Origin of the sequence: Ferrimonas balearica (genome assembly GCF_019802085.1) — a bacterium.
GTDB classification, from domain to species: domain Bacteria; phylum Pseudomonadota; class Gammaproteobacteria; order Enterobacterales; family Shewanellaceae; genus Ferrimonas; species Ferrimonas balearica_B.
On the sequence record NZ_JAHVHV010000001.1, the window covers coordinates 171,434 to 186,930 of the forward strand.

General features: G+C 63.8%; 13 protein-coding genes. All 13 read left to right on the forward strand.

Features of this window, described 5'->3' with window-relative positions; all coding sequences use genetic code 11:
- The first annotated feature begins 3 nt into the window (after nucleotides 1-3).
- The 13 genes from frr (at nucleotide 4) to dnaE (ending at nucleotide 15,487) form a co-directional block, all read left to right on the forward strand.
- The gene (gene frr, locus KUV81_RS00860; protein ID WP_222541951.1) at nucleotides 4-561 is read left to right on the forward strand and encodes a ribosome recycling factor; all 558 of its coding nucleotides are present in this window, start codon (nucleotides 4-6) and stop codon (nucleotides 559-561) included.
- A 91-nt stretch (nucleotides 562-652) separates the two neighbouring features.
- Entirely contained in the window at nucleotides 653-1,402 is a 750-nt protein-coding gene (gene uppS / locus KUV81_RS00865; protein ID WP_261389171.1) for a polyprenyl diphosphate synthase, read from the forward strand.
- Between the two features lie 67 nt (nucleotides 1,403-1,469).
- Nucleotides 1,470-2,324, forward strand: a complete 855-nt coding sequence (locus KUV81_RS00870) for a phosphatidate cytidylyltransferase (RefSeq protein WP_222541953.1) — start codon at nucleotides 1,470-1,472, stop codon at nucleotides 2,322-2,324.
- A gap of 4 nt (nucleotides 2,325-2,328) precedes the next feature.
- A complete protein-coding gene (gene ispC, locus KUV81_RS00875; RefSeq protein WP_222541954.1) occupies nucleotides 2,329-3,519 on the forward strand; it encodes a 1-deoxy-D-xylulose-5-phosphate reductoisomerase in 1,191 nt (396 codons plus the stop codon).
- Nucleotides 3,519-4,868, forward strand: a complete 1,350-nt coding sequence (gene rseP / locus KUV81_RS00880) for a sigma E protease regulator RseP (RefSeq protein ID WP_222541955.1) — start codon at nucleotides 3,519-3,521, stop codon at nucleotides 4,866-4,868. Before ispC ends, rseP begins: the two co-directional genes overlap by 1 nt.
- A 29-nt stretch (nucleotides 4,869-4,897) precedes the next feature.
- Nucleotides 4,898-7,396, forward strand: a complete 2,499-nt coding sequence (gene bamA, locus KUV81_RS00885; RefSeq protein WP_222541956.1) for an outer membrane protein assembly factor BamA — start codon at nucleotides 4,898-4,900, stop codon at nucleotides 7,394-7,396.
- A gap of 41 nt (nucleotides 7,397-7,437) precedes the next feature.
- A complete protein-coding gene (locus KUV81_RS00890; RefSeq protein WP_222541957.1) occupies nucleotides 7,438-7,941 on the forward strand; it encodes an OmpH family outer membrane protein in 504 nt (167 codons plus the stop codon).
- A gap of 5 nt (nucleotides 7,942-7,946) precedes the next feature.
- Nucleotides 7,947-8,984 carry a UDP-3-O-(3-hydroxymyristoyl)glucosamine N-acyltransferase gene (gene lpxD, locus KUV81_RS00895; protein WP_222541958.1) on the forward strand — a complete coding sequence of 346 codons (1,038 nt, stop codon included), beginning with the start codon at nucleotides 7,947-7,949 and terminating at the stop codon, nucleotides 8,982-8,984.
- A 20-nt stretch (nucleotides 8,985-9,004) separates the two neighbouring features.
- Nucleotides 9,005-9,454, forward strand: a complete 450-nt coding sequence (gene fabZ / locus KUV81_RS00900) for a 3-hydroxyacyl-ACP dehydratase FabZ (protein WP_222541959.1) — start codon at nucleotides 9,005-9,007, stop codon at nucleotides 9,452-9,454.
- A 4-nt stretch (nucleotides 9,455-9,458) separates the two neighbouring features.
- Nucleotides 9,459-10,229 carry an acyl-ACP--UDP-N-acetylglucosamine O-acyltransferase gene (gene lpxA, locus KUV81_RS00905; RefSeq protein WP_222541960.1) on the forward strand — a complete coding sequence of 257 codons (771 nt, stop codon included), beginning with the start codon at nucleotides 9,459-9,461 and terminating at the stop codon, nucleotides 10,227-10,229.
- Between the two features lie 16 nt (nucleotides 10,230-10,245).
- Nucleotides 10,246-11,406 (forward strand): lipid-A-disaccharide synthase, encoded by a 1,161-nt coding sequence (gene lpxB, locus KUV81_RS00910; RefSeq protein WP_222541961.1) that lies wholly within the window; start codon nucleotides 10,246-10,248, stop codon nucleotides 11,404-11,406.
- Nucleotides 11,403-11,978: a ribonuclease HII gene (gene rnhB / locus KUV81_RS00915; protein ID WP_222541962.1), complete on the forward strand. Its 576-nt coding sequence runs from the start codon at nucleotides 11,403-11,405 to the stop codon at nucleotides 11,976-11,978. The genes lpxB and rnhB overlap by 4 nt, the downstream gene beginning before the upstream one ends.
- A gap of 11 nt (nucleotides 11,979-11,989) precedes the next feature.
- On the forward strand, nucleotides 11,990-15,487 hold the full coding sequence (dnaE, locus tag KUV81_RS00920) for a DNA polymerase III subunit alpha (protein ID WP_222541963.1): 3,498 nt from the start codon (nucleotides 11,990-11,992) through the stop codon (nucleotides 15,485-15,487).
- Nucleotides 15,488-15,497: the final 10 nt, after the last annotated feature.

Consider the following 15,497-nt stretch of genomic DNA (forward strand, 5'->3'; position numbering starts at 1 on the left):
ATCGTGATTAACGACATCAAACAAGACGCCCAGACCCGCATGAGCAAGAGCGTAGAGGCCACCCAGACCCAGATGGCCAAAGTGCGCACCGGTCGTGCCCACCCCAGCCTGCTGGACAGCATCGTGGTGTCCTACTACGGCGCGGACACTCCGCTCAAGCAGGTGGGCAACGTCACCACCGAAGACTCCCGTACCCTGGCGATCACCCTGTTCGACAAGAGCATGACCCAGGCGGTTGAGAAGGCGATCATGGCCTCCGATCTGGGCCTGAACCCCAGTTCCGCCGGCACCGTGATCCGCATCCCGCTGCCGCCGCTCACCGAAGAGCGTCGTCGCGACCTGGTGAAGGTGGTGCGCGCCGAAGCCGAGCACGGCCGAGTGGCGATCCGCAACGTCCGTCGTGACGCCAACAGCGACATCAAGGCGCTGGAGAAGGAGAAGGAGATCTCCGAGGACGACGCCCGTCGCGGTGAGGACGAGATCCAGAAGCTGACCGACAAGTTTGTGAAGGAGATCGACGCCATCCTCGCCGACAAGGAAAAAGAGTTGATGGAAGTCTGAGCGGACGCCCTTCGTCCCTAGAGATACAACGCCGTGTAGGGGTATACTACGCGGCGTTTGTGTTTTTATGCCATTCAGGAAGTTTCACCCCATGTCTCAATCGGATCTGCATCGTAGTGCCGTTGCCACGCCCCGCCACATCGCCATCATCATGGATGGCAATGGTCGCTGGGCGGAGAGCCAGGGCAAGCCGCGGGTGCTGGGCCACCGGGCTGGAGTGAAATCGGTTCGAGAAGTGGTCGCCCTGTGCCGTGAGCGCAAGGTGGAGTCCCTGACCCTGTTTGCCTTCTCCAGTGAGAACTGGCGCCGCCCCGAGCGGGAGGTGCAGCTGCTGATGAAGCTGTTCACCACGGTATTGCGTCGCGAAGTGCGCCTGCTGAAGAAAAACGGCGTGCGGCTGAAGATCATCGGCGACATCTCCGGTTTCGAGCCCAAGCTGCAGGAGCGGATCCGCCTGGCCGAAGCCCAGACCGCCGAGTGCGGTCAGATGGTGCTGAACATCGCCGCCAACTACGGGGGCCGCTGGGACATGGTGGACGCCGCCCGTCAGATGGCCACCCTGGCGCTGCAGGGGGAGATCACCCCGGAGCAGATCGACGAGGCGCTGATGGATCGCTTCACCTGCCTGAGCGATCAGGCCGAGGTCGACCTGCTGATCCGCACCGGTGGCGAGCAGCGCATCAGCAACTTCCTGTTGTGGCAGGCCGCGTACAGCGAGCTGTTCTTCTCCGACACCCTGTGGCCCGACTTTGGTGAGGCCGCCTTCGAGGAGGCCCTTGAGGCCTTCGCCAGCCGACAGCGTCGTTTTGGGCAGACCGGTGCCCAGGTGACCCCGCGCTGAGTGATGTCGGAAAAGCCCTCTACACTTCGCTCTGGCACCAAGAAAAAAATGAGAAAAAGAGGTTTTTTTGCTTAAGCAACGTGTTCTAACCGCTCTTATCCTGCTGCCGGTCGCCCTGGCCGGCATCTTCCTGTTGCCCCTGCCGGGCTTTACCCTGGCGGTGGGCGCCATCATCGTCCTGGCGGCCCGGGAGTGGGGCGCCCTGATCCGTCCCCAAGACGGCTTCATCAAGATCGCCTACGCGGGGGCCGTGGCGGCCCTGGTGGCCGCGCTGATTGTGCTGGTGCCCGAGGATCTGCTGTGGAGTGAGCAACGACTGCATCCGCTGGCCCACGGTGTGCTGCTGGCCGGTGCCCTGTGGTGGCTGGTGGGGCTGGCCCTGGTGCTCAGCTACCCCCGCAGCGCCCGGATGTGGAGCCGCTCCGCCGGGCTCAAATCCCTGTTTGGCCAACTGACCCTGCTGCCCTGCTTTGTCGCTCTGGTGGTGCTCAAAAGCTGGCCGGGCATGGCCAACGACAACGGCGCCTGGCTGGTGCTGGCGGTGCTGCTGCTGGTCTGGGGCGCCGACACCGGGGCCTACTTTGTCGGCAAGGCGGTGGGCAAGAACAAACTGATCCCCCGAGTCAGCCCGGGCAAAACCCGCGAGGGACTGCTCGGTGGCATGGCGGTTTGCGCCCTGCTGGGGGTGCTGGGCGCCTACCTGGTGCCGGGCCTGAGCCTGGTCGAGGCCCTGGCGCTGGCGTTGATCACCGGCCTGGCCTCGGCGCTGGGGGATCTGACCGAGAGCATGTTCAAGCGGGCCGCCAACATCAAGGACAGCGGCCGACTGCTGCCGGGCCACGGTGGCATCCTGGATCGCATCGACAGTGTGACCGCCGCCATGCCGGTGTTTGCCCTCCTCTATCTCTACTTCGGGATCTGATCTCATGCAAAACCTGGCGGTAATGGGGGCGACCGGTTCCATCGGTACCAGCACCCTGGACGTGATCCGTCGTCACCCCGACCGTTACCGGGCCTACGCCCTGTCGGCCCACAGCAACGCCGAGGCGATGGCCCGGCTCTGCCTGGAGTTCACCCCCGCCTACGCGGTGATGGTCTCGCCGGACGCCGCTGCCGAGCTGGAGAAAGCCCTGGCGGGCAAGGTGCCCACCGAGGTGCTCTGCGGTGAGCAGGCGCTGATCGAGGTGGCGGGCCTGGATGAGGTGGACACCCTGATGGCCGCCATCGTCGGCGCCGCCGGCCTGCGCTCCACCCTCAGGGCGGTGGAGCAGGGCAAGCGGGTGCTGCTGGCCAACAAGGAGTCGCTGGTGGTCTCCGGCCGACTGTTTATGGACGCGGTGGCCCAAAGCGGCGCCACCCTGCTGCCGGTGGACTCCGAGCACAACGCCATCTTCCAGAGTCTGCCCGAGGGGGTTCAGACCCGCCTCGGCCACTGTGACCTGGATGCCGAGGGGATCTCCCACCTGCTGCTGACCGGCTCCGGTGGCCCCTTCCGCACCCGGGATCTGACCACATTCGATGTCATCACGCCGGAGGAGGCCTGCGCCCACCCCAACTGGAGCATGGGCCGCAAGATCTCCGTCGACTCCGCCACCATGATGAACAAGGGGCTGGAGTACGTGGAAGCGCGCTGGCTGTTCAATGCCCGCGAGGCGCAGATCCAGGTGGTGGTGCACCCGCAAAGCGTCATCCACTCCATGGTGCAGTACAAGGACGGCTCGGTGCTGGCGCAGATGGGTCAGCCGGACATGCGCACCCCCATCGCTCACAGCCTCGCCTATCCGGAGCGGATCCGCGCCGGCGTGGAACCATTGGACTTTTTCCGGGTCGGACAATTGACCTTCGAGCAGCCGGATTACGCCCGCTACCCCTGTCTCAAGCTGGCGATCGACGCCTGCCACCAGGGGCAGGAGGCCACCACGGTGCTCAACGCCGCCAATGAAATTGCGGTGGACGCGTTTTTGAACCGCCAGATCCGATTTAGTGACATCGCCCGGGTAAACGGGTACTGTCTGGAAACCGCGGATCTGACGGTACAGACGAGCCTGGAAGGCTTGTCACAACTGGATTCACAGGCTCGGGCCCTGGCCCGCAGCTGGCTTAGCAGAGGACATTGATGCTGGCATTCATCTGGAACCTTGGCGCCTTTATCATTGCGCTGGGGATCCTGGTCACCGTTCACGAGTTCGGCCACTTCTGGGTGGCCCGTCGCTGTGGCGTCAAAGTAGAGCGTTTCTCCATCGGCTTTGGTAAAGCGATCTGGCGCCGCATGGGCGCCGACGGCACCGAGTACGTGGTGGCGGCCATCCCCCTGGGGGGCTACGTCAAGATGCTGGACGGGCGGGTTGATGACCTGACCGAAGAACAGATGAGCCAGGCCTTTGACCGCAAGCCGGTGTGGCAGCGCATCGCCGTGGTGGCCGCCGGCCCTCTGGCCAACTTTGCCTTTGCCCTGGTGGCCCTCTATCTGATGTTCCTGGTGGGCGTACCGGCGGTCAAACCGGTGCTGGACACCCCCGCTGCAGGCTCCATCGCCGCCGAGGCCGGGGTGGAACCCAAGGCGCTGATCACCGAAGTCGGCGGTCAGACGGTGCTGGACTGGGAGGCGGTCAACCTGGCGCTTATCGGCTACATCGGCAATGAGCGCATCCCCCTGACCGTGGAGTCTCCCGGTGGCGGCACCCGTCAGCTGGTGCTGGACACCCGCGCCTGGCAGGTGAACCCGGAGAGCGAATCGATTCTGCAGAGCCTGGGGCTCATCCCCTGGTCGCCCAAGGCCACCAACGAGCTGGCCTTTGTGGACGAGCGCGGCGCGGCTTACGCGGCGGGCGTGCGTCAGGGCGACAAGCTGCTCTACCTCAACGACCGCCCCTACGAGGGCTGGGACTCCCTGGTGGAAACGGTTCAGGCCCACGCCGACCGGCCGCTGTCCATGGAGGTGGATCGCCAGGGCGAACGCCTCGCCCTGACCGTGGTGCCCAAGGGGGAGCTGCAGGATGGCCAGTTGGTGGGCAAGATTGGCGTGGCCCCGGGCCGCGACGCCTGGCCAGACGCTTACCGCATCGATCTCAAGTACGGTGTGGGTGAAGCCCTGGTCAAGGGGGCCGAGCGCACCTGGGAGCTGACCGCGCTGACCTTCAAGATGATCGGCAAGCTGTTTACCGGCGACGTGTCGGTGAAAAGCCTGAGCGGCCCCATCTCCATCGCCCAGGGGGCCGGTGCCAGTGCCGGGTTTGGCCTGGTCTACTTCCTCGGCTTTTTGGCGCTCATCAGCGTCAACCTGGGGATCATCAACCTGCTGCCCCTGCCTGTGCTTGATGGTGGCCACTTACTCTATTACTTTATTGAACTTTTAACGGGTCGTCCGGTGCCGGAAAAGGTGCAGGAAATTGGATTCCGAATCGGCTCGGCGCTACTTCTGTTGTTGATGTCCATTGCCATTGTCAACGATGTCGCCCGACTTTAGGGACTAAGGGAATAACAAGAAACGCGTCTATGAGACTGAATAAAATCATGGCGTCGATGCTGCTGGTCGGGGCCACCTACACCGGCGCTGCCCAGGCAGCCAGCTTCGAGCCGTTTATCGTTGACGACATTAAAGTCGAAGGTTTGCAACGGGTGGCCCTAGGGGCGGCCCTGTTGAATTTGCCCGTCAAAGTCGGGGATGAGCTGGATCCCCTGTTGCTGCAGCAGGCGATCCGCGCCCTGTACACCTCTTCCAACTTTGAAGACATCCAGGTCGGTCGCGAGGGCGACACCCTGGTGGTCAAGGTCACCGAGCGGCCGACCATCTCCAGCATCGTGCTGGACGGCAACAAGGACATCAAAGACGAGCAGCTGCAGGAGAGTCTGGACAGCTCCGGCGTCAAGGTGGGCGAGCCGCTGGATCGCACCATCCTGACCGAGATTGAGAAGGGCCTGCAGGATTTCTACTTCAGCGTCGGCAAATACAATGCCCGGGTCGAGGCCCAGGTGGTGAACCTGCCCCGCAACCGGGTGGAGCTGAAGTTCCAGTTCAAAGAGGGCGATGCCGCGGAGATCCACCAGATCAACGTGGTGGGCAACTCGGTGTACGCCGATGACGAGCTGATCAGCCAGCTGGAGCTGACCGACTACGTCGCCTGGTGGGACTTCTTTGGCGATCGCCGCTACCAGAAGCAGAAGCTGGAGGGGGATCTGGAAACCCTCACCTCCTACTACCAGGACCGCGGCTACATCCGATTCCGCGTCGACTCCACCCAGGTGGCCATGACCCCGGACAAGAAGGGGCTCTACGTCACCATCAACGTCGACGAGGGTGAAAAGTACAAGATCAAGCAGGTGAACCTCACCGGCGAACTGCTGGACAAGCGGGAGCTGATGGAGCGCCTGGTGCCCCTGCAGGAGGGCGCCACCTACAACGGCGCCGAGGTGACCTTCACCGAGGAGCTGATCAGCAAGTTCCTGGGCCGTTACGGCTACGCCTACCCGGAAGTGACCACTTACCCCGAGATCGACGATGAGACCAACGAGGTGACCCTCAACATCAACGTCAACCCGGGCAAGCGGATCTACGTGCGCACCGTGGAGTTCACCGGTAACCAGGTGACCCGCGACGAGGTGCTGCGCCGGGAGATGCGTCAGATGGAGGGCACCTGGCTCAACAGCCGCAACGTGGAACTCTCCAAGGAGCGCCTGAACCGCCTGGGCTTCTTCGAAACCGTGGAGTCCACCACCACCCCGGTGCCCGGCTCCGATGATCTGGTGGACGTGGCCTACAACGTCAAGGAGCAGCCCTCCGGCTCCTTCACCTTCGGCGTTGGCTACGGCACCGAGAGTAAGCTGAGCCTGCAGCTGGGCCTGTCCCAGAACAACTTTATGGGCTCCGGTAACAGCGTCGGCATCAACGTCAACACCAACAGCTACTCCAAGAGCGTCAACCTGCAGTACCGCGACCCCTACTTCACCAAGCACGGGGTGAGCGCCGGCGGCAACGTTTACTGGTCCGCCTTCGACGCCGACCAGTACTACCTGGAGTCCTACAAGAACGACTCCTACGGCCTGGGCTTTGATCTGGGCTGGCCGGTGAACGAGTACAACCGCCTGGGGATCGGCATCGGCTACCGTCACAACGAGCTGTCCGAAGTGTCGCCCTACCAGCAGGTGCTCAAGTTCTACAACATCTACGCCGACATCAATAACCCGACCACCACGCTGGCGTTCGACAACTTCGAGCTCAACGCCAACTGGACCCGGAGCACGCTGAACCGGGGCATGTTCCCTACCGCCGGTAACAACCAGCGCCTCAGCGGTAAGATGACGGTACCGGGCAGTGACAACCAGTACTTCAAGCTGAACTTCGACACCAGCTTCTACTACCCGTTGAACCGCACCCACGAGTGGGTGTTCCTGACCCGGGGTCGTCTTGGCTACGGTAACGGTTACGGCACCTACGACAACGGCGGCGTCGAGCACGACCAGATCCTGCCGTTCTGGGAGAACTTCTACGCCGGGGGCAGCTCCATCCTGCGGGGCTTCCAGACCAACTCCGTGGGTCCGCGGGCCTTCTACGTCACCGGTGATGGCACGCCCTGTATTCCGGACCCGTCCGGCTTCCCGGGGTGTAGCCTGCCGGGGGATCCGGACACCGTGACCGTGGAAACCGGCCGCTCCGTGGGCGGTAACGCCATCGCCACCCTGAGCGCCGAGCTTATCGTGCCCACCCCGTTCCTGGACGAGGCCTACCGCAACACCGTACGGACCTCGCTGTTCGTCGACGCCGGTAACGTGTGGGACACTGAGTTTGAATACGACAGTTACCGCTTCCTGCCACAGTCAGAGTTTGATAAGTTGCAAGACTTCTCTGATCCGGGCCGGATCCGGGCGTCCTACGGCATGTCCGTCCAGTGGGTGTCGCCCATGGGGCCCATGGTCTTCAGCCTGGCGTGGCCCATTAAGAAATACGAAGGGGACAAAACGGAAGTCTTCTCCTTCAACATTGGCCGCACCTTCTGATCCCGTGGTCCCGAATCGATTTGTTTAAAGGAGTGAATGTTTTGAAAAAAGTGATTGCCACTGCCGCCCTGATGCTGGCAACCCTGGCCCCCGCCGCCATGGCCGAACAGAAGATCGCCATCGTCGACATGGGTGCCGTTGTGGCCCAGCATCCCCAGCGCGAGGCCATTGGCCAGCAGATGGAGAAAGACTTTGGTGAGCGCATGGCAGAGGTGCGTAAGCTGCAAGACGAGCTGCGTGGCCTGGCGGAGAAGAGCCAGCGCGACGCCGCCCTGATGTCTGATCAGCAGAAGACCGAACTGGAGCGCCAGGCCCAGAGCCTGCAGTCCGATCTGCAGCTCAAGGGCAAGGCCCTGGAAGAGGACATGCAGAAGCGTCAGAACCAGGAGCAGCAGAAGATCCTGATGGACGTGAAACGCGCCATCGACGCCGTTGCGGCCGCCGAAGGGTACGACATCGTACTGGAAGCCCGCGCCGCCCTGTTCGCCACGGACCAGGTGGACATCTCTGCTAAGGTTGTGGAATCCATCACCAAAGGCAACTGAAATCCATGAGCAAGATGACCCTGGCGCAGTTGGCGAGCGCCCTAGAGGCTCGTCTGCAGGGGAATGGCGACACCCTCATTGAGGGTGTCGCTACGTTGGAAAGTGCCAACGACACGCAGATCGCCTTCCTGGCCAACAGTAAATATCGCAGTCAGCTGGACAGCACCGCCGCCGGGGCGGTGATTTTGTCTGAAGCGGACGCCGAACACTTCACCGGCAACGCCCTTATCCTGGCCAACCCCTACCTGGGGTACGCCCAGGTTGCCCAACTGCTGGACACCACCCCGGCCAGTGCCGAGGGGATCCACCCCAGTGCCGTCATCGACGCCACCGCCGAACTGGGCGATGGGGTCAGTGTCGGTGCCAACGCGGTGATCGAACCCGGCGCGGTGATCGGTGACCAGGTGCAGATCGGCGCCGGTTGCGTCATCGGCCGTGGCGCCCAGATCGGTGCCGGCACCAAGTTGTGGGCCAACGTCACCCTCTATCACGAGGTGATCATCGGCCGCGACTGCCTGCTGCACAGCGGCGTGGTGGTGGGCTCCGACGGCTTCGGCTATGCCAACGAGAAGGGCCAGTGGGTGAAGATCCCGCAGCTGGGCTCGGTGCGCGTCGCCGACGGTGTCGAGATCGGCGCCAACACCTGCATCGACCGCGGTGCCCTGGACGACACCCTGATCGAAGAGGGGGTGATCCTGGACAACCTGGTGCAGATCGCCCACAACGACGTCATTGGCGCCCACACCGCCATCGCCGGGGCCACGGTACTGGCCGGCAGCACCAAGATCGGCAAGTACTGCATCATCGGTGGCAACAGCGCCATCGCCGGTCACCTGACCATTGCCGACGGCACCCACATCTCCGGCATGACCGGGGTGACCGGCAACATCAAGGAGAAGGGGCTGTACGCCTCGCCCCCGCCGCTGCAGGAAGCCAAACAATGGCGGAAGAATAGCGTGCGCATGCGCCAACTGGACGATATGTACCGTCGCCTGCGTGAATTGGAGAAACAGATGGCCGAACAGGCCACTGACCACGATTAACATCTGTTGAGGACAGTGCTTTGTCAGAGCAACTGAACACCATGGAGATCCAGGAAGTTCTGGATTATTTGCCCCATCGTCACCCCTTTGTGCTGGTGGACCGGGTGCTGGAGATCGTTCCGGGCGAGCGCCTGGTGGCGCTGAAAAACGTCACCTACAACGAGCCCTTCTTCCCCGGCCACTTCCCCAACATGGCGGTGATGCCCGGGGTGCTGATCCTCGAAGCGCTGGCCCAGGCCTCCGCCATCCTGGCCTTCAAGACCCATGGTAAGCAGGACAACGCCCTTTACCTGTTCGCCGGCATCGACAACGCCCGCTTCAAGCAGCCGGTGGTGCCCGGGGACAGCCTCACACTGGAAGTGGAATCCGTTAAGGACAGACGGGGTATCGGTTTCTACAGCGCCCGTGCCAAGGTTGATGGCAAGGTGGTCTGCAGCGCCGATTTGATGTGTGCCAAGCGCGAGATTTGATGCCGTGATTGATGCTACCGCCGTCATTCATCCCGATGCCAAGATCGGGAACAACGTCACCATTGGGCCCTTCTGCCACATCGGCGCCGACGTCGAGATCGGCGACGACACCTGGCTGAGCTCCCACGTGGTGATCAAAGGCCCGGCCACCATCGGCAAGGGCAACCAGTTCTTTCAGTTCTCCTCCATCGGTGAGGCCTGTCAGGACAAGAAATACAAGGGTGAGCCCACCCGGGTGGAGATCGGCGACAACAACGTGTTTCGCGAGTGCTGCACCGTCCACCGGGGCACCGTCCAGGACGAGGGGCTGACCAAGATCGGCTCCAACAACCTCTTTATGGCCTACACCCACGTGGCTCACGACTGCGTGGTGGGGGACAACGTGATCCTGGCCAACAACGCCTCCATCGCCGGCCACGTGCGGGTGGATGACTGGGCGATCCTGGGGGGGATGACCGGGGTGCACCAGTTTGTGCACATCGGTGCCCACGCCTTCACCGCCGGCTGCTCGCTGGTGCTGCAGGACGTGCCGCCCTACGTCATGGTCTCCGGCCAAAGTGCCGTGCCTCGCGCAATCAACACCGAGGGGCTCAAGCGCCGCAACTTCTCCAAAGAGGGGGTGGCGGCGATCCGCAAGGCCTACAAGCTGCTCTACCGCAGCGGCCTGACCACCGCCGAGGCGCTGCCGCAAATTCGCGAGCTGGCCGACGCCCACCCCGAGGTGGCCGCCATGGCGGAGTTCGTGGCCAACTCCGCCCGAGGCATTGTGCGTTGAACCCAAGGAGTCGCGTTTGCGCCCATTGACCATAGCCATCGTCGCCGGAGAACTCTCCGGCGATATTTTAGGTGCAGGCCTGATCAAGGCGATCCAGGCCCGCCACCCCGACGCCCGTTTCGTCGGGATCGGCGGCCCGCAGATGACCGAGCTGGGGATGGAGAGCCTGTTCCCCATCGAGGACCTGGCGGTGATGGGCCTGGTGGAGGTGCTGGGGCGCTTGCCCCGGCTGTTGCGCATCAAGCGGGAGCTCATCGCCCAGCTGACCGAGCTCAAGCCCGACGTCTACGTCGGCGTGGACGCCCCGGATTTCAACCTGCGCATCGAGAAGGTGCTCAAGGCCCGGGGGATCCCCACGGTGCACTACGTCAGCCCCTCGGTATGGGCCTGGCGCCCCAAGCGGATCTTTAAGATCGACGCCGCCACCGACCAGGTGCTGGCCCTGCTGCCCTTCGAAAAGGCGTTCTACGACCAGTACGAGGTGAGCTGCGAGTTTGTCGGCCACACCCTGGCGGATGAGATCCCCCTGGTGAGCGACCAGGCCGAGGCCCGAGCGGCCCTGGGGCTGGGTGCCGAGGGTCAGGTGCTGGCCCTGCTGCCCGGCAGCCGTGGTGGCGAGATGAGCCGCCTGGGGCCGGAGTTTATCCAGGCAGCGGCCGAGCTGAAACGGCGCCACCCCGACCTCACTGTCCTGGTGCCCCTGGCCAACGAACACCGCCGGAGCCAGTTTGAGCGGCTGCTGGCCAACTGCCCCGAGCCGCCGGAGCTGACCCTGGTGGACGGCCAATCCCGCACCGTGATGGCCGCCAGTGACGTGATTTTGCTGGCCTCCGGCACCGCCACCTTGGAGGCGATGCTGGTCAAGCGGCCCATGGTGGTGGCCTACAAGGTGGCGCCGCTCTCCTACCAGCTGGCCAAGCGGTTGATGCTCATCGACCGCTTCAGCCTGCCCAACCTGCTCTCCGGGGAGAAAGATCTGGTGCCGGAGCTGATCCAGCACGACTGCACCGTGGCCAATCTGGTGGCCGAGGTGGAGGCCAAGCTGACGATGGACCCGGCCCCCCTGGTGGCCCGCTTTACCGAGCTGCACCAGCAGATCCGACGGGACGCCTCGGCCCGGGCGGCGGACGCCGTGCTGGCGGTGGTGGCCGCACGCCAGGGGAGCGACGCCCAATGACGCTGCTCATCGCCGGGGTCGACGAGGTGGGCCGCGGCCCCCTGGTGGGGGACGTGGTCACCGCCGCGGTGATCCTGGATCCCCACCGCCCCATCGCCGGGCTGAGGGATTCCAAAAAACTCAGTGAAAAACGCCGGGCGGCCCTTTACGATGAGATCCGGGAGAAGGCCCTGGCCTTCAGTCTGGGCCGGGCCAGCGTCGAGGAGATCGACCGGCTCAACATCCTGCACGCCACCATGCTGGCGATGCAGCGGGCGGTGGCCGGTCTGTCGGTCACCCCGGGTCTGGTCCGGGTGGATGGCAACCGTTGTCCCGATTTTGGCGGCCTGGCCGCCGAGGCCCTGGTCAAGGGGGACGACAAGGAGCCGGCCATCAGCGCCGCCTCTATCCTCGCCAAGGTCACCCGGGACAACGAGATGAAGGCCCTGGACGCCCGCTATCCGGCCTACGGCTTCGCCAGCCACAAGGGCTACCCCACCGCCGCCCACCTGGCGGCCCTGGCCGAACACGGTGCCCTGGTTGAGCACCGCAGCAGTTTCAAACCGGTCCGCCGCGCGCTGGGCCTGGAGTAACATAGGACGCCATGAGCGAACCGACATTTATCCACCTTCGGGTGCACTCCGATTTCTCCATGGTCGATGGCCTGGCCAAGGTGGGCCCCCTGCTGTCCCGGGTGGCCGAGCTGGGCATGCCGGCGGTGGCCTTGACCGATCAGACCAACCTCTGCGGATTGGTGAAGTTCTACGGCGGGGCCCACGGCAAGGGGATCAAGCCGATCATCGGCAGCGATTTCTGGATGCTGAGCCCGGCGCTGGAGCTGGAGCCGGTGCGCCTGGTGGCCCTGGCGATGAACAACACCGGCTACGCCAACCTCACCGAGCTCATCTCCCGGGCCTACCTGCGGGGCCACGTGGACGGCCGGCCCGTGCTGGACAGAGAGTGGCTGGCGGAGCTCAACGAAGGGCTGATCCTGCTCTCCGGCGCTAAGGACGGGGAGCTGGGCAAGGCCCTGCTCAAGGGCAACCAGCCCCTGGCGGAACAGATCGCCGCCTTTTATCAGACGCATTTTCCGGACCGCTACTACCTGGAGCTGCACCGCACCGGCCGAGCCGAGGACGAAAGCTACCTGCACGCGGCGGTGGCCTTTGCCGACGCCCAGGGGCTGCCCCTGGTGGCCACCAACGAGGTGGTGTTCCTGGAGCAGGGGGATTTCGACAACCACGAGATTCGGGTCTGCATCCACGACGGCTACCCCCTGGACAACGCCCGCCGTCCCCGCCTCTATTCGGATCAGCAGTACCTGCGCAGCGCCGAGGAGATGGCTGCGCTCTTCGAAGACATCCCCGAGGCGCTGGAGAACACCGTTGAGATCGCCAAGCGCTGTAACGTCACCGTGCGCCTGGGCGAGTACTTCCTGCCGGATTTCCCCACCGGGGATCTGAAGATCGAGGACTTCCTGGTCAAAGTCTCCGAGGAGGGGCTCCAGGAGCGGCTCGAGTTCCTCTTCCCCGACCCGGAGGAGCGGGCCGCCAAACGGCCGGAGTACGATGAGCGCCTTAAGATTGAGCTTGAGGTGATCAACAACATGGGCTTCCCCGGGTACTTCCTCATCGTGATGGAGTTTATCCAGTGGTCTAAGGACAACGACATCCCGGTGGGCCCAGGGCGGGGCTCCGGCGCCGGCTCTTTGGTGGCCTACGCGCTGAAGATCACCGATCTGGACCCACTGGAGTTTGACCTGCTGTTCGAGCGCTTCTTGAACCCGGAGCGAGTCTCCATGCCCGATTTCGATGTCGACTTCTGCATGGACCGACGGGACGAGGTGATCGAGCACACCGCCGAGCTCTACGGTCGCGACGCGGTCTCCCAGATCATCACCTTCGGCACCATGGCCGCCAAGGCGGTGGTGCGGGACGTGGGCCGGGTACTGGGCCACCCCTTCGGTTTTGTCGACCGCATCTCCAAACTGATCCCGGGCGATCCCGGGATGACCCTGGCCAAGGCGTTTGAGGTGGAGCCCCAACTGCAGGAGGTCTACGACGGCGATGAGGAGGTGCGCACCCTCATCGACATCGCCCGCAAGCTCGAAGGCACCACCCGTAACGCCGGCAAGCACGCCGGTGGGGTGGTGATTGCCCCCACCAAGATCACCGACTTTGCGCCGCTGTACTGCGACGACGAGGGCAAGAACCCGGTCACCCAGTTCGACAAGAACGACGTGGAAACCGCCGGCCTGGTGAAGTTCGACTTCCTGGGCCTGCGCACCCTGACCATCATCCAGTGGGCCCTGGACATGCTCAATCCGGCCCTGGAGAAGCATGGCAAAGCCCCGGTGCGCATCGAAAGCATCGACTTGACCGACAAGCGCTGCTTCGATCTGCTGCAGCGCTCGGAAACCACCGCGGTGTTCCAGCTCGAATCCCGCGGCATGAAGGAGCTCATCAGCCGACTCAAGCCGGACTGTTTCGAAGACATGATCGCCCTGGTGGCCCTGTTCCGTCCGGGGCCGCTGCAGTCGGGCATGGTGGACAACTTCATCGACCGTAAGCACGGTCGCGAGGCGATCTCCTACCCGGATGAAACCTGGCAGCACGAGAGCCTTCAACCCATCCTCGAGCCCACCTACGGCATCATCCTCTACCAGGAGCAGGTGATGCAGATCGCCCAGACCCTTTCGGGGTACACCCTGGGGGGCGCCGACATGTTGCGCCGGGCGATGGGGAAGAAGAAACCCGAGGAGATGGCCAAGCAGCGGGCCACCTTCGAGGAGGGGGCGATCAACAACGGCGTCGACGGCGAGCTGGCGATGAAGATCTTCGACCTGGTGGAGAAGTTCGCCGGGTACGGGTTCAACAAATCCCACTCCGCCGCCTACGCCCTGGTCTCCTACCAGACCCTCTGGATGAAGACCCACTACCCGTCCTACTTTATGGCGGCGGTGATGTCCGCGGACATGGACAACACCGACAAGGTGGTGACCCTGGTGGACGAGTGCAACCGCATGGGGCTGCCGGTGCTGCCGCCGGACGTGAACCAGGGCCTGTACAAGTTCAACGTGAACGAGAAAGAGGAGATCGTTTACGGCATCGGCGCCATCAAGGGCGTGGGTGAAGGCCCGGTGGAGGAGATTCTGGCGGCCCGGGAGAGCGGGGGGGCCTTCCTCGACCTGTTCGATTTCTGCAACCGCATCGATCTCAAGAAGGTCAACCGACGCACCATCGAGAAGCTGATCCTGGCCGGGGCGATGGACAACCTGGGCCCCCGGTTGCCCGACGGCGCCCCCCACCGGGCCAGCCTGATGGCCACCCTGGAAGAGGCGATGAAATCCGCCGCCCAGAACGCCCGCAATGTGGCCCAGGGGATGGACGATCTGTTCGGCACCCTGACCCCGGAGCCGGAGCAGGCCCACCACGCCTTCGTCAAAGTCGCTCCCTGGGCGGACAAGGAGTGGCTGGATGGCGAGCGGGAGACCCTGGGGCTCTACCTCACCGGTCACCCGATCAATCAATATCTCAAAGAGTTAAAAAAGTTCACCAGCGGGCGCCTTAAGGATATGTCCCCCACCGGTCGGGGTAAGACGGTGCGGGCCTCCGGGCTGGTGATCGCCTCGCGCATCATGATCACCAAGCGGGGCAGCAAAATGGGGATCTTCACCCTGGACGACAAGTCCGGCCGCCTCGAAGTGATGCTCTTTGCCGAGGGGGTGGAGAAGTACCAGGACCTCATCGGCACCGACAACGTTTTGGTGGTTGAGGGAGAGGTCAGCTTTGATCAGTTCAGCGGCGGCAATAAAATGTCCGCCAAAGAAGTCTTGGACATTGGTCAGGCGCGAGAGCGGTATGCCCGTGCTCTGATACTGACACTGGAGCAGCCCGGGCTGGCCCCGCCGCTGCTGGAGCAACTGAAAACCCTGGTGACCGAGCACGGTGCCGGCGGTTGCCCGGTGCAGATCCATTACCAGCGGCCGGACGCCCATGGGGTGCTGGAGCTCGGGGATCCCTACCGGGTGCTGCCCTCCGACGATCTGCTCGGAGCGTTGGGTAAGCTGCTTGGGTCTGACAAGGTAACTGTGGCATTTTAACGGTCGGGGC